Annotated in this window: 12 protein-coding genes; 8 read left to right on the top strand and 4 right to left on the bottom strand. The window is 56.0% G+C overall.

The genetic code is table 11. The features are described from left to right. Positions 1 to 255: 255 nt before the first annotated feature. Complete coding sequence (locus F8N21_RS01975) at positions 256 to 486, top strand: VF530 family DNA-binding protein (protein ID WP_150640511.1); 231 nt, start codon at positions 256 to 258, stop codon at positions 484 to 486. A 9-nt stretch (positions 487 to 495) separates the two neighbouring features. Next, positions 496 to 1,167: a Pr6Pr family membrane protein gene (locus tag F8N21_RS01970; protein WP_150640510.1), complete on the top strand. Its 672-nt coding sequence runs from the start codon at positions 496 to 498 to the stop codon at positions 1,165 to 1,167. 168 nt (positions 1,168 to 1,335) lie between these two features. Here F8N21_RS01970 and F8N21_RS01965 read toward each other — a convergent pair whose 3' ends face one another. Together F8N21_RS01965 and F8N21_RS01960 are read right to left on the bottom strand one after the other, a co-directional pair. Then, positions 1,336 to 2,121: a siderophore-interacting protein gene (locus tag F8N21_RS01965; RefSeq protein WP_150640509.1), complete on the bottom strand. Its 786-nt coding sequence runs from the start codon at positions 2,119 to 2,121 to the stop codon at positions 1,336 to 1,338. After that, positions 2,118 to 2,690 (bottom strand): PadR family transcriptional regulator, encoded by a 573-nt coding sequence (locus tag F8N21_RS01960; protein ID WP_150640508.1) that lies wholly within the window; start codon positions 2,688 to 2,690, stop codon positions 2,118 to 2,120. Before F8N21_RS01960 ends, F8N21_RS01965 begins: the two co-directional genes overlap by 4 nt. A gap of 593 nt (positions 2,691 to 3,283) precedes the next feature. On the opposite strand from F8N21_RS01960, the gene F8N21_RS01955 reads away from it, so the two are divergent. The 6 genes from F8N21_RS01955 to F8N21_RS01930 all read left to right on the top strand — a co-directional run bounded on the left by F8N21_RS01955 (position 3,284) and on the right by F8N21_RS01930 (position 10,334). After that, positions 3,284 to 3,784 carry a CS1 type fimbrial major subunit gene (locus F8N21_RS01955; protein ID WP_150640507.1) on the top strand — a complete coding sequence of 167 codons (501 nt, stop codon included), beginning with the start codon at positions 3,284 to 3,286 and terminating at the stop codon, positions 3,782 to 3,784. A gap of 124 nt (positions 3,785 to 3,908) precedes the next feature. After that, positions 3,909 to 6,428, top strand: a complete 2,520-nt coding sequence (locus F8N21_RS01950) for a TcfC E-set like domain-containing protein (RefSeq protein ID WP_150640506.1) — start codon at positions 3,909 to 3,911, stop codon at positions 6,426 to 6,428. Positions 6,429 to 6,445: 17 nt separating this feature from the next. After that, on the top strand, positions 6,446 to 7,690 hold the full coding sequence (locus F8N21_RS01945; RefSeq protein ID WP_224788149.1) for a hypothetical protein: 1,245 nt from the start codon (positions 6,446 to 6,448) through the stop codon (positions 7,688 to 7,690). Between the two features lie 59 nt (positions 7,691 to 7,749). Further along, the gene (locus tag F8N21_RS01940; protein WP_150640504.1) at positions 7,750 to 8,490 is read left to right on the top strand and encodes a molecular chaperone; all 741 of its coding nucleotides are present in this window, start codon (positions 7,750 to 7,752) and stop codon (positions 8,488 to 8,490) included. A 49-nt stretch (positions 8,491 to 8,539) separates the two neighbouring features. Beyond that, positions 8,540 to 9,040 (top strand): CS1 type fimbrial major subunit, encoded by a 501-nt coding sequence (locus F8N21_RS01935; protein WP_150640503.1) that lies wholly within the window; start codon positions 8,540 to 8,542, stop codon positions 9,038 to 9,040. A 64-nt stretch (positions 9,041 to 9,104) separates the two neighbouring features. Next, complete coding sequence (locus F8N21_RS01930; RefSeq protein WP_150640502.1) at positions 9,105 to 10,334, top strand: hypothetical protein; 1,230 nt, start codon at positions 9,105 to 9,107, stop codon at positions 10,332 to 10,334. Between the two features lie 169 nt (positions 10,335 to 10,503). On the opposite strand, the gene F8N21_RS01925 is transcribed toward F8N21_RS01930, so the two are convergent. Both F8N21_RS01925 and F8N21_RS01920 read right to left on the bottom strand, forming a co-directional pair. Next, positions 10,504 to 15,627, bottom strand: coding sequence for an NEL-type E3 ubiquitin ligase domain-containing protein (locus tag F8N21_RS01925; RefSeq protein ID WP_150640501.1), 5,124 nt, complete (start codon positions 15,625 to 15,627; stop codon positions 10,504 to 10,506). 183 nt (positions 15,628 to 15,810) lie between these two features. Next, on the bottom strand, positions 15,811 to 18,924 hold the full coding sequence (locus F8N21_RS01920; protein ID WP_150640500.1) for a transglycosylase domain-containing protein: 3,114 nt from the start codon (positions 18,922 to 18,924) through the stop codon (positions 15,811 to 15,813). Positions 18,925 to 19,398 lie beyond the last annotated feature (474 nt).

Below are 19,398 nucleotides of genomic sequence, written 5' to 3'. Positions count from 1 at the left end.
TTGCCCCCGCTGGAGTGCGAAGCACTCCCAAAACCTGCAACTGTGTTTTGCCAGGAACACCGCGGCTGGCGGGTTTTGGGGCCGCTACGCGACCCAGCGGGGGCAAGCCCCCTCGCCACAGGGTGACTATATGCCTCTGGTTTGTGCGCAACTCTCCTACAGTTAATCAATACCCTCGCATCCGGCGCTTCCACGCGACGACGCCCTCGGCTAAGGTGCGCGGCTTCCTTTTCCTTCTTCGCTCAAAGGCCTGGCATGACCGCACCGAACAACGACCCGCTGCACGGCGTGACCCTGGAACAGATCCTCACCGCGCTGGTTGAACACTATGAATGGTCGGGGCTGGCCGAGCGCATCGATATTCGCTGCTTCAAGAGTGATCCGAGCATCAAGTCGAGCCTGACCTTCCTGCGTAAAACCCCTTGGGCACGCGAGAAAGTCGAAGGTCTGTACCTGAAGTTGCAACGCACCAAACGCCCGATCTAGGCCACCGGAATGCACGCCGAGCCGGCTACTTGCTCACGCACGCTGCGGGGTTTTATTGCGCCGGCCGCGGTCCTCGGTTGGGCGGGATTGAGCATTCAACTGTATCTGATTCTCTACGGTCGCTGGAGTATCGAAGCCAGTCTGCTGGGTGGCCTGGTGAGTTTTTTCAGCTTCTTTACTGTGCTCAGCAATACATTGGTGGCGGTAGTCCTGACCTATGAGCTGAACCCGCGTGAGTCGAAGGCGCGGGATTTCTTTCTGCAGCCGTGGGTCAGCAGTGGGATTGCGGCGAGCATCATCCTGGTCGGCCTGGCCTACAGCCTGTTGTTGCGGCATTTGTGGCAACCGCAAGGCTGGCAGTTTCTCGCCGATGAGCTGCTGCATGATGTGATGCCGCTGTTGTTTCTTGGCTATTGGTGGCTGCGTGTGCCAAAAGGGACACTGGGTCTGAGGCACATTGGCTTGTGGGTCATCTACCCGCTGGTGTATTTCGGCTACGCCCTGATGCGTGGTCATTCGCTGGGGCAGTACCAGTACCCTTTTATCGACGTGGCCCGGCTGGGTTATCCACAGGTGTTTATCAATGCTGCCGGGATACTGGTTGGGTTTGTGCTGATTTCGTTGCTGGTGGTTGGGGTGGATCGGTGGCGGGGACGGCGTTCCAGCGCAGATCTGCAGTGAACGCTATTTTTGTGGCGAGGGGGCTTGCCCCCGCTCGGCTGCGAAGCAGTCGTAGAGCCTGCTAACGCGATCTATCTGAAAATCCCAGTGGCTGGCTTTGGGGCCGCTACGCGACCCAGCGGGGGCAAGCCCCCTCGCCACAAAGGTTGGCTTTCCACTCAAGGCGAATCACTCTTCCTCACCATCCTCCAACCGCCAATACCCCACAGATTTCACGAACGCCTGATTCAACCGGTGCTCATCCAGCAGCACCCGACGAATCTGCCGGGACACGATGATCTCGGTCGCCACCCAGGCATACAACTCACCGGCGGGTATTTGCAGCTGCCGCACGGTGCTCAGCAAATCCTCAGTGCCGCCTTCGCGCTGCACCCAGATCACCTCGATCTGTGCGGCACTTTCCAGTATTTGCCGTTCGGCGGCGTTCTCCACCTCGACCACCACCAGCGCGCGGCAATGAGCGGGCAGGCCTTCCAGGCGGCGGGCGATGGCGGGCAGGGCGGTTTCATCGCCGATCAGCAGGTAGCTGTCGAAGATGTCCGGTACCACCATCGAACCGCGCGGTCCGGCGATATGCAGGTACTGACCGGGTTTGGCCTGTTCGGCCCAGGTCGACGCCGGGCCGTCGCCGTGCAGCACGAAGTCGATGTCCAGCTCCAGGGTTTGCAGGTCATAGCGCCGTGGCGTGTAGTTGCGCATGGCAGGCGCCGGGCCGCCCTCTTTGCCGGCACCGAGCACCAGGGTTTCCAGCGCGGCCCGTTCTTCAGCCGTCTGCGGGAACAGCAATTTCACATGGTCATCGCTGCCCAGGCTGACGAACCCGGCCAGCTCCGGCCCACCGAGGGTAATCCGGCGCATGCGCGGGGTCAGGTCCACGACCCGCAGCACTTCCAGGCGACGACGTTTGATCTCATGGTTGACGCGATGAATAGTTTGTACGGTAACGGTGGTCATTCGGCTTGCTCCGGTGCAGGTTGAACCGCAGGGCCGTCGACTATGGCTTTGGCGGTGTTGTTCAGCAGGTCGCGAACCCGCAGGACCTCTTCCGGGCTCCAGCGTCCGTGATGCAGTTGCAGGGCATGACGCAGGTTGTGCACGGCTTCATGGATCTCCGCTGGCCGGTCGTGCCCGCGTAAGGAGCGCTTGCTGACCTCGATGCGCATGCGCACACCATCGAGGGCAATCGCTTGCTCGCTTAACGAAAGACCACCGGCGTCGGTCACGGTGTAACGTTTTTTTCCGCCTTCGGCGTCACCCAGTATCAATTCGCTCTCTTCAAGAAACGTCAGGGTCGGGTAGATCACGCCAGGGCTCGGGCTGTAGGCGCCGTCGAACATGTTTTCGATCTGGCGGATCAGGTCGTAGCCGTGGCATGGCTGTTCGGCGATCAGCGCCAGCAGCAGTAATTTCAAATCACCGGGAGCGAAGACCCGCGGTCCACGGCCGCCGCGCTCGCGACCGGGGCGTTTCTCGAAGCCGTCGCGGCCGTCACCCTGTTCTCGATGGAGATGATGATCTCTCATTTTTTAAGTCTCTCGCCGGGTTTAGATACAACTTAAGATATATCTTGTCAGAAAAGCAAGAGGGCAGGATCAACGGTGCACGGCGAGTGCAACCCCGGTTCCGGGTGCCGGCAGATTCATCAGGTTGAGTTATTGTTGGATTGTCGAACAATCCTTGATAGCTAAAGTTTAGTATTTGGTTCCTGTTCAAAAGAGAATGGTTTAGTGTTAACTCTCTAATGCATCGAATTCGGCCTTTATTTATTCGGGGTGTGGTACTAGTCTTACGGAAGTTACAAAACGCTGAGGGCCTGTAATGGAAATACTGTTAATCTGTCTGTAGCCAGTCTCTTACGGTTAAACATCTGATCTATTGTTTTTTCTGGTTTTTTCACTCTCCCTCTATGTCGAACTAACTACGCGTTTGTCGGAACTTGCCTGCTTACTTTGCCAGGGATTTTCTCGATGATGTTCCGGCGTTGAAAGTTCAAGTAAATAGCCGTTTTGGCTCTAGGCAGTATTGGCTTGTCAGCGCCTTTCGTTAAAAGAAGGGGAAGCCTCGGCTTATTCGAGCTTTTAATTGTCGACTCATTTGAGATAACAGGGATTTAACAATGTTCAAGAAAATTGCAATCGCTACTCCTCTGGCTGTTCTGGCACTGAGTTCTTCCATGGCTTTTGCAGCAGGTGAAGCGCGTCACTCCATTAACCTGGTTGCCTCGATTCCAACCAAGGTGTTCCACGTGCTGCCGGTTGATCCAGATCTGATCGTTAAAGATCAGGTGTTGAACTACAACCCGATTGCCGATGAGCTGAGCACTTTGCGTGCATTTTTCGATACCAAAAATACCGATGGTTCGATTCATGCCAGCCTTGAAAGCGAAGCTATATTGTCCAACGGTGTAGAGGCCGAGAAGGTTCCCTTGACCGTCACGTTCAATGGCAAAGTGCTGAGCCACACCAGGGCCGAGATGGTAGTGGGCGAGACTGAGTCCACTCCTGGCAAACGTGTCGAGCTGGTCATTGCTCCTTCGAAACCGGCTGGTGGCTTTAAGCCGGGTGAATACACCGCTGCCGTCACCATGGTCTTCGACGCTGTGCCGCCAGTTCTCTAAGCCGGGTGTCCCTGGATGCCTGTGAGCGCAAATCTCACAAGGCATTCATAACCGGTCGACAGGCGATCTCCCTGTCGACCGGACTTTTACCGGGTTGATCGTTCGCCATCAGAGTATTTCCTTCATGTTCCCGATGACTCCCATCGCGGCCGCACTTGCCTTTTTTTTATGCGCCAGTGCACTTGCCGCGCCTGCTGCCGGCACAACACCTCGCAGTTTGCTCGCTCAGGCCAAAGGTTTGCCGTCCGAGTTCGAAGAGCACTTCTTCGATGTGCCATTGGCGGTTCGGGTGGAACTTGATCAGCAGCTTCTCGGCGAGGCGATGATTGTATTGTCCCGTGATGACCGCATCACCCTGATCGAATTTACCGACACCGGCGACAGTAACTTCAACGCCAGTGAGCGGGAAACCTGGGCAACTTATCTACAACAAGGTGCGGCACTGGGCGCCTGCGAAGGCAATTGCCCGGAGCAGATGCTGGCCGTGCATTACAACCTGCAGAATTCATTGGTGTCGATCCTCACTGAAAATGCCGAGCGCGACACTGAAACCAAGCGTTATTACGAGCAACCCGAAGGCGGCAGCAGCGGCTTGATCGTGCGCAACCAGCTGAACCTCAATGGTGGCCAGGATCAGGACCTGGGCGGGCGTTATGGCCTGGAAGCCAGCAGCAGCCTGGGCAACTGGACCCAGAGCCTGAATATGCAACTGGCCCGCCTGGGCGGCCCGGATGACAAGCTCTATCACGCAGTCCATGAGCTCTACAGCCAGCGGGAGCTGGAAGGCAGTTTTCTGCGCCTGGGCTATTTCACTCCCAATTCCGAAGGCCTGAGCCGTCAGCCGCGTTCGTTCGGTGCCAGTCCCGACACGGCAGTGGGCCTCATGTACGGCAGTTCCGACAGCCTGGCGATCAACAGCCCCAAGCCCAGCGTCTACCCGATCTATGTCACCGCCAACCGTCAGGCCTCCGTGGAGATTTTTCGCAATGGCTTGATGATCAATACCCAGCCGGTCGATGCCGGGTTGCAAACTCTGGATACCCGACCCTTGCCCGGCGGTATCTACGAAGTGGAAGTGCGTCTGATTGAGGATGGTCAAATCACTTCCACCACCCAGGAGCTGGTGTACAAACCGAGCAACTGGCGTAACCACGACGAGCGCTGGCGCTACAACCTGTTTGCCGGGCAGGAAAGCAAGTTGTTGAGTAACTGGGATGAGCAGGCTTACGGCGACATGACTGCCGGCGCCGCCTTCAACTACTTGCTGCATCCACGGGTCATTCTTGGCGTCTCGGGTCGCCAGGTTCGCGACACGTTGCAAGTTGGCTCGTCAGTCGACTGGTCCCTGGCCAACAACACCAGCCTCTTCGCCAACGTCTATCAGACCGAGGACCATGGCACCGGTCTGGACCTGCAAGCGATGTACAACTACGGCTCCGGAAGCCTGTTCGCCACCCATAACCGCAGTTGGCTGGACACCACCAATACCTATGAAACCCTGCCCGACGGCACTCGGGTACGGCAGCGCAATGTGTTTATCGGCCAGACCAGCAACTCGTCGTTGTCGGTGAATCACCGGGTCAGCAGCAAAAGCTCGGTCAACGGCCGGGTCTCTTACAGCGACGGCAACAGCGAAGGCGCAGGCCTGGATCTGGGCTGGACTCAGCGCACCAACCTGTTCGGCAGCGATGCCAACTGGCGTTTCTCGGTGTTTGACCGGCCCGGGACCTTCAGCAGTGGCGACCAACGCAATCGTGGCTTCGATCTGACCGTCAGCCTGGCCTTGGGTGGGCCGGGTGAGCAGTGGTCCGGCAGCATTGGTTCCCGTACCTCCCGTGACGGCGGCCGCGACAACAACGCGTCGGTCAGCTACCGCAAAGACCTGCAGGGCCATGTATTGCAAAGCGTCTCGGCCACCGCGATTACCGACACCTACGGAGTCGGGCTGTCCGGCATGGCGAACTTTCGCACCGAAGCTATTAACGGCGATGCCTTCGTCCAGCGTTCATCGTTCAACGGCAACTACACCGGCGGCTTGAACCTGGACAGCACCGTTGCCGTGGGTGGCCGGCACGTCGTCATGACCAGCCAGCATCAGGGCAGGGGGGCAGGAATGATTGTCGACGTCGAATCCGACCTCGATGACATCGTTCTTCGCGCTGACGACCTGAGCGGTGGCAGCGCCAGCCTGCGACCGGGGCGTAATTTTATCCCGATCACCGCCTACAAGAGCAGTTCGGTGAGCTTTGACTTTGAAGGCAACCATCCGCCGGCTGCGAGTATCCAGCCAGCACGCACCAGCTATCACCTGAACAAGGGCGGCGTGGACTACCGCAAGATTACCATCAGTAAAACCCTGACCGTGCTCGGTCGCTTGATCGATCCTCAAGGGAAGCCGCTCAAGGGCCATCACATCATCAACCACGCCAGCCGTGGGGTCAGTGAAGTGGACGGGTTCTTCTCCATGGAGATGAATGCCGGTTCGCCGACCCTGGAAGTGCGTTATGGCAATCAGTTGCTGTGTCAGTTCCGCCTCGATCCGGGCAGCGCGCGCAGTGAGAATGATGTGTTGATGATAGGAGATTTGCGTTGTACGCCGGATACGTTGGCGGCTGCAACGAATAAATCCGAGGCGGCAGGTTAAAGATGATTGGAAAACTGATGATTAACCTCAACGCAATAGCGTTGATGGGGATGCTGTTGACAACATCGGCCTTGGCTGAAGTCGTGCAGATAACTGCAAAGTTTGCACCCGATCCATCGAGGCCTTACGTCAACGAGTTCGAAAATACGACAATATCAAGTGGATTTTGTGCAGCTAATCCAAACTCGTGCAAGATGTGGAATATGTTTAGTATCGGCACTCGCATTAATTTCAATTCGATCACACCCATTCGTGCTCTTCATACTGAACGTCAGGGGCCGATGTTTAGTGCCCCTGCGGCCTGGAAGGATGTAGCTATTCAAGATTCAACAGGAAGGGATGGTCCCAACGTACAAATAAGAATTTCCGGCGTTGGTGCAATTTACCAACTCAGTGATAGAGCTCAGGTGCTGATAGGAGAAGAACTGGATTCTTACAGCGCACACAAAAAATTATGGAGTGGTGGAGATTGGGGGATTAGTCCACGTCCCTGTTTAAATAGTCCTGGAGGGGGTACGGTTAGCGATTTGGATAAACAGTATGGTTTCTTTTGGTTTACACCGAGGGTGGGTGTATGCGCTACGCAAGCACAGTATGATATTCCGGGGTTTTCTTATATAGACCTGGATTTTGCCTATGAACTTAAAACGCCAAATCCATTAAAAATGGTACCAGGTATTTACACCGGTCGTGCAATTTATACCATTGGCCCCGGTCTGGATTTCGATATGGGCGACACTATGCAGCCCACAGATAGCACGATTCAACTCGACTTCACCCTGACGGTCGATCACGTATTCAATGTAGAAATTCCACCGGGCGGAAATAAAGTAGCTTTGTTACCTGAAGGCGGTTGGCAGGCCTGGCTGAATCAAGGCCGAAGACCGGTGCGATTATTTCGCGATCAAACCTTCAATATCTGGACCTCTACACCGTTCAAGATGAGCATGGAGTGTCAGTACTCCCAGGATGGCAATACCTGCTCTTTGCGAGAGCCGGTTTCCGGTCATGTGGTACCGCTGAATGTCAACGTAAGTCTTCCTCATGGTTTGACCGACGCTGGCGGGCAATCCGTTAATCGTCGGCAGTTACTGCGTGATGGCAGTGGTACCGAGTTGTTCCAGCCGGGTTTTTATGTGGACCGCAAACCGGGAACACTGCACTTCGAAATTCCCCCAGGCGAAGTGGCAGAAATGATCCGTCCAGGCCAGCCCCGGCAATACTCCGGCAATGTGACGGTTATCTGGGATTCGGACATTTAGTCAGTTCTTGAAACAGGTCTTCGCGGCACTGCTGCATTCAATCAACGAGGTACAGGAATATGAAACGCCTGTTGGCATTATTTGGTTTTTGTCTATTTACCCAGTCCGCTCATGCGGGACCGAGCATCAATGTCGGGACGGTGTATGACTATCTGGATGGGGGCAAAAGTACTTTTTTGAAACGCGTGTTCAACGGCGGCGACAGCACCGCATTCGTCAAGGTCAATATCCTTGAGATTGTTTATGACGCCGATGGCACTTCGCGGGAAATTCCACTCATCTCTCAGGCCGACGCCAGCGCCCGTGATGGCCTGATGGCCAGTCCGGCCAGATTGATTGTGCCGGCCAATGGCATGCAGGGCACGCGACTTCTATACATGGGTGAGCGTGAAAAAGAGCGCTACTTCCGGGTGCGCTTTGTACCCGTAGTGCCAGAAAAAGAAGATGAATTCGCCGTCTCGGCCGAAGAGCGCGAAGACTACAAAAAGGGCCTGTCGGCCGGGGTTAACGTGTTGGCCGGTTATGGCACGGTGTTTTTTGTGCGGCCTAAAGAAATGCGCTACGAAAGCGTGATTGATAACGCGGCGAGTCACTATCAGATCCGCAACAACGGTAACACCGTGGTGGTGATCGATGAATTCAAGGACTGTTCAGTGAAAAACGAACAAGAGTGCCAGCCGACCACCAAACATCACATTCTGGCCGGTCGCACCTTCCAGTTCGAAAAGCAGGCGGGTCGTGAATACCGTTTCACTCTGGTCGAAGGTGAGATCAGCAAAAAACTGGAAGTGAAGGGATAACTACGCAACCGCATCCTGGCGATTGGCTTTGAAGTAACAGGTGATGAAAATGTTCAAGAAACTGACCATCGTGCTTTCACTGGCCGGTGCAGTGTTGGGAAGCGCTGCGGCTTTTGCCGCGATAGAGAAACACACGTTCGAGGTGTCGGTGAGCATTCCAACCTCGGCGTTTTATGTGCTTGCGGCAGATCCGGGCTGGATTCATCGCGAGCAGAGACTGCCCTGGAATCTGCTGACCTCCACACTGGGCAACGTGCGCAAGTATTTTGATGTCAAGAATGAAGCCGGTTCGATCGAAGCACGACTTGAAGGGCGACCTTATCTGTCCAACGGCACCGATGCTCATGATATCGCGCTACGGGTCATGTTTAATGGCACGTTATTGAGTGAGCTGGAGTCCAGTGAGGTTGTTTCCCTGAATGATGCGGCGCTGGGTAAACGTGTGTTGTTGGAAATAGTACCGATACCACCCGCTGACGGTGTTTATAAATCAGGCGATTACTTTGGCAACGTCAATATGATCTTCAATGCGGCGGTGCCGGGTCCTTGATTGTGAGGTGCTTTGTATAAAAGCATATTGACGATCTTTGTTTACATCTCTGAGTTTATAAATCATGACGTCAACAAGAACCTTGAACTTCCCGCGTGCATCGATAGTGGCGGGTTTGCTCTTGGGGGTATTTACAGCATCGGTCGGAGCGGTAACCGTGGAAATGACGGCGGTATTCCGGCCGGATCCGGCAAAACCGATGCAGAATGTTTTTGAAAATAAAACACCGCAAGGCGGTTATTGCGGAGTACACCCGGAGTATTGCGAGAATGGGGTCTTCAGTCTTGCATTACCGATTCGTTTCAGGTCTATCGCCTCCATCCAGCCTCTGCATGACGAACGTCAGGGACCTATGTTCCAGGTTCCTTCGTCCTGGAGGGACGTTACCGTTATCCATGAGGTAACCGGTGAGCCCGAAGTGGTTAAAATGCGCATCAATGGAATAGGGGCAGCCTACACGAACAAGGATCCTCTTCCTGGTGGAATCTGGCAAAGTAATTGGGTATATGCCCCGCCACCCTGCCTCTATGGGGGCGTGGGTTATGGTACTTCGTTGTACTACGCTTTTTTTTGGAGAGTTCCGGCTGATGCGGGTGTTTGTTTGAAACAAGCACAGCACCTGATACCTGAATCCCTTGAGTTTGCTTATCAAGATATGGCTTTTTCATATGAGCTTGTGACACCCAATCCGCTGAAGATGTCGACGGGAACTTACAGGGGAGTATTGAACTATACCGTGGGCCCTCACCAAGACTTCGATATGGGCGATATCATGTTGCCTGATGACGATTTGATTAGCCTTAACTTTACCCTGAACGTCGAACACACGCTAAAAGTCGATATCCCGCCCGGTGGCAATCGCGTTGAACTGGTCCCTCAGGGCGGCTGGCAGGCCTGGCTGAATCAGGGGCGTAAACCAACGCGGCTGTTCCGTGATCAGACATTTAATATGTCGGCATCGAGTCGTTTCAAGATGAACCTGGAGTGCCAATACCCCAGTGGCAATACCTGCACGTTGTTGGAGCCGACAGCGGGACATTTCGTTCCGCTCAATGTCAGCGTAAGCCTGCCCAATGGTCTGACGGATGCAGCCAGTCAGCCAGTCAATCGCCGACCGCTGCTGCTCGATGGCAATGGCACCGAGTTGTTCCAGCCAGGTTTTTACGTGGATCGCAAGCCCGGGACTTTGCACTTCGAGATTCCCACGAGTGAAGTGGCAGAGATGATCAAGCCAGGACGGCCCCGACAATACTCCGGCAACGTGACTGTTATCTGGGATTCGGAAGTGGGGTGAGGGGAAGGCTGATGCTCTGTCGGGCAGTCGAAGATCAAAAGATCGCAGCCTGCGGCAGCTCCTACCCGTTCTGCGTACATTCGAACATTCACGAGTGTACCCGGTCGGGGTAGGAGCTGGCGTAGCCTGCGATCTTTTCGCAGCAGCCTGCAGCAGCAGGATGGGTCGGTTAATGGCCTGCTTTTCTCAACGCCGCGCGAGTCAATCGCCGACTCAGCTCCTGCTCATCGTGCCCGAGGTCGCGGTACAGTCTTGTATAAACTACATCGGTCATTTCCTCTCCGGTAAAGACCACGCTCTCAGGGACCGGGAGTTTGTTGGCGAGGTCCTTCAGTGTCTCCTTGCGCAGGTTTTTTTGCGCGTCAGGCAAGCCGTCGGAATGTGCCCAGTCTTTTTGTGCTATCCGCAACTCATCGAGTAGTTGCGCCTTGCTTTCGTATAACCGCTCATTTTCCTTGAATTCGTTTGGGTAAGTTTCATGCAAATACGCTTCCCAGAATGACTGTTCGATCATTTGATCGACCAACCCGTCGCCGAACTCCAGCGCCATAACGGTGTTGTAAGCCTCGTCGATCATGGCGCTATTGACATCGCCTGTAACCCTATAGGTCATGTGTTCAGACAGCCACGGCAGGTCGAGTCGGGCCTTCAAAGCGGTTTGAAAGGCGGTGAAAACCTCTACTTCATCGACGGTTCCGGGGTTTCCATTGAGCATATCGGTGCTGAGTCGCAAGCCATCCCCGCCCTCTGCTTCAGGTGAGATTCGACGTTTGACCTCGGCCTTGGCGATGTTATTCACCTGGTTCAAGCGCGACTTTTGCTTGGCGAGGGTTACCAGCAGGACTTCAAGGCCTTCGGGAGTCGAGTCCCTGTAAGCTTCAAAGACCAGCGTATCGACGCCCATGGAGTTGAAGATCTGGGCACCTGCATCGGCGCAATTGTGGGGAGAGTTCGCCTGAGTAAACAACTTGTTACGCAGGGCTTCATCCTGGTCAATCGCAATCAGCATGCGCCAGACTTTCTGAGTGAGCTCTGCGCGGTTTTGCCGATACAGCATTCCATCCTGCTCAGTCTCGAAAGCGTCAGGCTCCTCCAGGCTTTTGATGACCTCGAAAAAGCCCTGGGAGCCATGTTCATGCTCAAGGTCATCCCATATTTCTTGCCTGGCTGTTCGCTGCTCGGCATTCAAGCCTTGCATCCAGAACGTGCTGCCATTTTCTCCCCTGGGGTCATAGGTGCGGTACGGGTCCAGGCCGGCCGCTTGCCTGTAATTGACCATTCGCTCTTCATCGTCGAGGCTGAGCTTGTTGCGATCCAGGCGAGTGCGCGCGACAGTTTCCGCTTCAGGGGAACCTGGCGTGACTTCAGGCACGTGTTTGATGGAAGTGTTTTGCAGATCCAGTAAAAAGTCAGGGGGGCGGGGGTGTTCGAAGAGTCCGACTGGCCAGTCTTTGATACCGGTTTTCGACAAGACCAATGCCTGCAGATCAGGCATGTGGCTGATATCCGGCGCTATCTTCAATCGATTGTTGCCCGCCAGGATCAATACTTTCATATATTTCAATTCTTTGAGCTGTGCGAGGCTCTGCTCGGACCACTCAATCGGGTTTTCTGCAAGCCCCAGGAAAGTGAGGCGGGGCATGTCGTTCACAGCTTGCGGGAAGCTGGCCAATGGATTGCCTGTCAGATCCAGCGAACGAAGGTTGGGGAAGTTTTTCAGAAAACCCGCCTCTTCGTCAGAGAGGCCCGTGTCCATCAGGTCCAGACTGGTGACGTGGCTAAAGTCAGCCCGCAATTGGGGCAGGCCTCTGAGGTGTCGATATAAGGGCTGCCCTCGCAGATCGAGCTTACTGCCGAAGCGTCGGTCTCCGAACTCGTCTTCATAGCCTTTCGCAGGTTTTTCCCAACATTCCCTCAGTATGTTGGAAATGCGGGTTCTTGTGAGTCGCTCCTCGGCTTGCAGGCGACTACCTGGCAGTCCCAGGGTCGGCGACTTCACCCAGGTGTCCAGATCCTCCACCAGAGCCTTTTTCTCGGCCTCGAGGTCGCCGAGGATTTTCAGCCCTTCAGGGGAGTCCACATTCTGCACAAACTCCCGGCTTTCTTCTTCCGTCAGGCTGGGATAAAGCGACTTCACCCGATCTTCGAGCGAAGGAGGGCGCCTGCCTAGGAGCCTGCTAAAAGCCCCGAGCATTGGACGCTGAAGCAGAGTCATGGTCTCCCGATCAGCCCTTGTGCGGATCGGCGGCTCTGCGAGAATGGTCCGACGCTCGGCGGGGGGAGCGGTTTTGGCCATCACCCATTGCTTGAGTGGCTGCCCCTCGTTCACCCGATAGCCCAGGGCCGTGCGTTTGTCGGCAGGCAGCGCCTGAAGGATGGCCTGAAAAAAATCGACGCCTTCACGCGATGGATGGTCGCCGCCGTGAACCTCGTATTTTGCGAATTCATTCCTGACCAGTAGCCGGACGGTCGGGGCATCTTCCCCGCCAACGCTGCACCGCAGGGGGCCTTCAGGGGAGCCCTCACGGACTTCGATGCGCAAATCATTGAAGGTGTCGGTATGGATTCTGAGTGAGTTCAGGGCCAGCCTTTCGGCATCAGGTACAAGGTATGCCTCGTCATGGAACCCTTCATACGCATGGCTGGTCCGTGCTTCGAACGCAGCTTCGCGGGCCAGGGTTTTCAAACGTAACGGTAGGCGTTGTTCTTGGTTCATACGGCCACGTTCGGAGTTGCTGGCGCTGCTCAGCAATTGTTCTGCAACATCGGACGGCAGTTCCGGGAATGTGCGCTGAAGCAGTTGAATAGGGGGGTTATCTGATTTTTCCCTGAACTGATACAGCTGCTTGAAGATGTCAGCCTTGTCCTTTTCCGCCTCGTCAGCCAACCGATCGCGCAGGGCTTGCACTTGCTCATCCTTTGGGACCTTTTTGCCGAGCAGCGTCTCGAGTTCCTTCTCGTCAAGAAAATCCACGATGCTTTCCGGAAATTTACCGCTCAAGACGTGCGAGAGGCTGGTGGTGAGCGTGTGGTCCTCTGGTGCGCCGACCTTTCCATACTGGCGAAAGTTTCCGGTCTTGTTGGTGGCTTCATACACTTTCAGCGCTTTATCCGAAGGCCATCCCTCCAGGTGGGGCGCAAGGGATTCGAACCAGTACCAGGACGGATCGAGGGGAGTCCCTTGGCGGATTTGTGTGCTGGCCCGTCCGGCCTCTGTATCGATCTTGAAGCGCTTCAGGGCGTCGGCCAGCAGCGGCGGTGGCGGAGAGTTTTCAACGTGCATTTTGCGCAGGGCATTGTCTTCTGTCCCGCTGACGGTGCGAATCTGCTCGAGCTCGGCATCACTCAAGCCTTTCACGCTGTGGCCCAGACGCTGCATCAGCGTCGGGCCTTCCCATGTCCGTGGGTTTTCGGCTTCATGGGTCCAGGCGCCAAGGCCATTGTGTTTCAGTTCGGGTGAATAGGCCCCGGGGCGGTTTGGATGCTTGATCCGATGGTTGCCGGTTTTCGGGTCTTTTTGCACAGCGTAGTGTTTGCCATCCACCGGCAGAATGTCCTGGCCTTCGTGTGAGTGCAGACCCAGCTCATTGGGGCTGGAGTCGGCTGGCAATTTGAGGTTCGGCTGTTCGTAGGGCTTGAGATCGGGATTCCACAGGCGGGTCTGGCCATCGGGCAATTCAACAGGTTTCATGCCATCGACGAAAGACGAGAGTTTCAGCCGAGCCACCTGGCCAATCTGGCCGCCTGCGGCAAAGGTCGCCAGCTGAACGATATCCGTCACCACGCCAACGAAGTGTTCGGCGGCTTCGACCCACAGGCCTTCAGCCAGATCGACGATGGATTCGATCAGGTCGTAGGTTATTTGATAGGCGGTGTAGGCCATCATCAATTCGCCCAGACCCGGTACGAAGGGGGTGACGACCATCAGCGCGGCGTTGAAGATATCCGAGACTATTTTCTTGAAGTTGTCCCACCAGGCCCAACGGGCATTGCTATCGGTATCGGCGGTGGAGACTGCTATAGCTCGCGCGTCATTGAGAATCTTGTTGAGTTTTTGCTGATAGAGATGCGTCCAGAAATCCCCCGTGATCGGTGCGACGCTGAATTGCAGCCTGGGATTGGTCACGGGTTCTTCGCGCCACGTCGGGCGTTGGTCCAGCGCTTCTTTCTTGTGCCATTGCACCTCGAACAGGCGTTGCTGGAGCCCGGCGAAAAAGTGCCCTCGCTGTTGCTGATCGACGAACTGGCTGAAGTATTGTCGATAGGTCATCTGGCTCGATTCTATGAAGGCGTTATCCCGCAACTGGCGGGTCAGCTCATTCAAGAAATCGGTTCCCGAGGCGTATTCTTTCAGCGGATGCTCAGGGTCATTGGGCACATACGCGATCAGCCTTTCGACGTTACGGCTTTGCTCCAGGTCTGGGGTAATCAGCACGATGCCGGTCAAGGCAGCATCCAGTATCGATAGCTCGGCGAACTGCACCACCTTGCCTTTAAGGGTGAGGTTTCGCTGGCCGTCGAGCATGGCCAGAATCAACTCCTGGCTGTCGCGGATTATGTCCTTGGTCATCAAGGCCAGATGTGCTGCGGCTTTAAAGGCGGCTTTCTGGCTTTCAGTGACTTTGTATTTTAAAAAAGCCTTCGCTACCGCATCGCCGGCAAGCAACAGGCTTTCGAGGTGTTTTGTATAACGCGCGCCGATATCCAGTTCACGACAAAGGGTCTGGAACTGCGCGATGGTCATTTTGCTTTTGATCGGCTTGATATCGAACAATCCGCGCTCATCGGGTTTGCTGATGAAGTCGGAGTCGGCTTCGTATGTTTCAGACGCTGCAAAATTGTGCAAGGCGGCATCCAGTAACGAAACGCTTCGGGTGACGACGCCACCCGTAATGTTGAACGTGTACCAAGGTCGGTCCTTGGGAAGGTAGAGGTGCAGATAAGTAGTCGTTACGTCATCGTCGACCCCGTACTGCTCTTTCAGGGCGGCGCTGAGCAACGGCTCGGCAAATTCATAGACTCCCTGCAGGTCGTCAAGCAGTCGATCTATTTGGTTTTGAGAAGTCCAGAGGTCTATGTTGGCGGCTTGCAACGCATTGTGCTGGGTGGAAGATGCGGTGCTGTACCATTCTTGAAGACCCAGTGGAGTAGCGCTCAACTCTTGAACTCGCTTCACCGAGGCGGTCTGGAATGCCGTATGAATCTTGCTCTTGATGAAGTCGTAGTGATGACCTTTATTGGCGCTTGTATCAGGAGTTTGACGTGCGGATATACGTCCTTGTAAGTCAGACATCGTAATAAACCTTGAGCATCGATTGGAGTGTCCAGCCTATCCGTCAGGGTTCAAAATAAAAGTCTGAATATCTGTTGTTGAGTAAGGGTTTGTGTTTATAAAACATTGAATAATGAAATGCAGAAAATAACTAATTACCACCTCTGTCGTTGAAGCGTTCCACCACCCTTGGCGCGGCCGCGGTTATCCGCCTCGCGCGACTTGAATGGGCAGGCACTGAGAGTTGCTACCCGGTTGCAAGTAAGGGTTGAGGATCGGCGCCATGCCCTTGAGTACCTGTACCGGCAATGCCGAGGTGAATTTGAAGGCTTCGGCTGTGCGCCCGGGCACGAATGCGGTCATGGTGCCGAAGTGATGATCGCCAATGTAGAACACGAAGGTCGCGGTGCGGTTGATCGATTTGGAACTGAGAATCCGCCCGCCGGAACCGACGGCCTCGATCCGGTTGTCGCCGGTGCCGGTCTTGCCGCCCATGGCCAGCAGGGTGCCATCGGCCAGTTTGAAACTGCCGGAAACCCGTTTCGCGGTACCGGCATCCACCACTTGTGACAGCGCCTCGCGCAGAGCCGTGGCGACCTCGGAAGGCATCACGCGTTTGCCTTTGTCCGGGTCGTTGATCAGTTTGGTTTCATAGGGTGTGCCGGCAGCGAAATGCAGGCTGTCGATGCGCAGCGTTGGCTGGCGCACGCCATCATTGAGGATGGTCCCGACCAGTTCCGCCAGGGCTGCCGGGCGATCGCCGGAGCTGCCGATGGCGGTGGCCAGAGACGGCACCAGGTGATCGAACGGATAGCCAACTTTCTGCCAGCGCTGGTGGATGTCGAGGAACGCTTCGATTTCCAGCATGGTCCGAATGCGGCTGTCGCGGGCGCCCTTGTGGCGGCTTTTGAACAGCCAGCTATAGACTTCCTGGCGCTCGAATTCACTGGCCTTGACGATCTGGCTGAACTTGGCATCCGGGTTGTTGAGCAAATAGCCCAGCATCCACAGATCCAGTGGGTGGACCTTGGCGATGAAGCCTTGGTCGGGCAGGTCATAGCGACCTGGGCCGTAATTCAGATAGAGCCTTTCCAGGCGTTCATCGGTGAGTTTTTCGTTGAGTTTTACGCCTTTGAGGTGCGAGCGCACGAAGCTGTTGAAGCTCTCCTGACTGGCATCCGGCAGCAAATAACGATGCACGGCGGCGAGACGAATCGGCGTCGGGCGCATGCCGTCGAGGAAGGTGTTGAGGCGGGCCTGGGTGTCCTTTTTCTGATACTTCTTCCAGAACCGCAAGAGGAACGAGGTGCCCTCGTGGTCGGCGAATCTGGCGAGGTATTCCTGACGCCGCGGCTGGCCGTCGTCCTTGAGCAACAGGGCACTGTTATTAGGCCCCGAGTAAGTGCTGTAACGCACCAGATCACGCATCAACCGAATGAACGGCAGGTTGATCGACTCGCGTATGGCGTCGCGCAAGGTCGGCATGCGGCCGTTGTCTTCCTTGCGAAAGTTGTTGAACGTGTGCAGTCCGCCACCGGTAAAAAAGGCTTCGCCGGGGCTGGCCGAGTATTTGCGATCAAGGGCCTCGCCGAGCATTTTCGGCAGGCTGCGGTCTTTGTTCTGGATCAGATAATCAACGGCCCAGCGGGTGATTCGGTCCTGGTCGGCGACCTCGGTTTTCTTCAGTACCGCCGCGGGCTGCGCCGCGTAGCGGTCGTGCAGTTCCGCGATGATTTGCAGGTAGGTGGTCAGCACCCGCAGCTTGGCGGTGGAGCCCAGCTCAAGCTTGCTGCCTTCGTTGATATCGAACGGCTGGTCGGTGCTGTCGGTCTGTACCCGCACCCTCGAACCGTCGGGAGTCAGTTCGAACAGGGTGAAGCTGTAACGCACTTGCGTGGTGCTGGTGGGCGTCAGCAGGCGTTCGCCGATCAGACCGATTTCGGCGGCGTAGGCCGGATCGGCCAGACGCTTGAGGTATTGGGTGGCCTGGGTTTGCAATTCGCCTTGCAGGGTACTGGTGGCCGACAGGTCGAGGCGGTCCAGATCATAGAGCGGGCGATTGAGCAGCCCGGCCAGTCGACTGCGGGCCACGCTGATGCCTTTGTTGGTTTCGATCGGCTGGATGGTCGGCTGTTGCTGCCAGTCGCGGTACGTCACTTTGCTGGCCAGGGCCGCGGCGGACAATGCTGGATCGATCACGTTGTTCTGCGCCAGCAAACGAATGTGGCTGTCGGTGAGTTGCGCCAGTTCGTTGTGGCCCCGTGTCAGATAAAACGAAGGCCGACGCTGAGCGATCATCAGCGACAACACCTCACGCAAGGCCAGGCCGCGTTGGGCCAGGCTTTGCGGATCACTGGCGGTACTGGCCAGGCGTTCGTTGACCTGATTGAAATCCGCGCCATACCAGACTCGCAGACCCTCGGCCATGCCATGCACTTCACCATGGCCAGGCACCGCTGACAGCGGCACGCTGTTGAGGTAATCGCGGACGATGTTCTGCCGCGCTTCCAGGGTTTGCGGGCCATCCTGATAGGCGCGCACGCTGGCGGAAATCATCTGGCGGATCTTCTCGCCGCCGGAAACCGTCAGGCCATCGGGTGAGTGACGATACTTTTCAAGCTGGGTGGCCAGAGTGCTGCCACCCGCCGTCTGGCCGGGCAGATGAAGCATTTTTGCCACTTGCGACCATGCCGCCATGCCAAAACGCGGCCAGTCCACCGCGGGGTTGGCCAGAGGCTGTTGCGGATCGAGCAGTTCACGGTTTTCGATAAACAACAGGCTGTGCACCACCAGCGGCGGGATATCGGCAAAACTCGAATAGAGCTGTTGTGGGTAGTGATATTGGTACAACGGCGCGGCGCGGCAGTCGGTAATCGACAATCCGGCCTGGATTTTTTCCGCATAGGGTACGAAAAAACCTTTTTCGCTGTAGTCGAGCAAGTCCTCGGAGAAGCGCGTTTGTGACTGAATCAGGTAATCACGTTTGACCAACCGTGGCAGGAACTCACCCAGGGAGCTGTAGCCCAGGCGTTGATCGAACGGACCGGCACCCGGATAGAAAATCGAGTCGCTGGGGCCCGGCTGCATCGAGTAACTCAAGGACGCGGCGAATTTGCTGAACTCGCGGGCCTGCAATTTCGAGGTGCGCATCTCCTTGGTGGCAGCGAAACCCAGGGCGATCAAGGTAATCAACAACAGCAACCAGAACATCCGCCACCCATACCGGCGAAGTCGAGGTTTTTTTGGTAAAGGCACTTCATCCACATTGTCGGTTGGCACTGCAGTATTACTCGAATCGGTTTGCCGCAAAGCGCCCATAGTCGATTGATCCATTCACGCAGATTGATCGGACTTGTTTGAAGCTTAGACCGTGGTTGGTGTCGGTGAAAAATTTGTGAAGGATGCCTGTAGTCTTTCGACCAGGGCCTGCAGGTTGGCACGAATTCAAGGAACGAGGGTAATTTTGTGGCGAGGGGGGCTTGCCTGTGGCGAGGCGGATTGCCTGTGGTGAGGGGGATTGCCTGTGGCGAGGGGGCTTGCCTGTGGCGAGGGGGCTTGCCCCCGTTCGGCTGCGAAGCAGTCGTAAAATCGGCTCACGCGGTGAACCTGACACAATGCGTTGGCAGGTTTTAGGGCCGCTGCGCGCCCCAGCGGGGGCAAGCCCCCTCGCCACAGGGTTTGAGTCTTGGCTCCAGAATGTGCGGGGCCTGTCACAGCCAACAAGCATCCCAGAGTTGATAGTCGCCGAAGTTCTTTACCAGACTTGTGGTGAGGGCGCTTGCCTGTGGCGAG

This window comes from Pseudomonas fluorescens, assembly GCF_902497895.1.
Taxonomy (GTDB): Bacteria; Pseudomonadota; Gammaproteobacteria; order Pseudomonadales; family Pseudomonadaceae; genus Aquipseudomonas; species Aquipseudomonas fluorescens_BP.
This window is presented reverse-complemented; position numbering and strand designations above follow the sequence as displayed.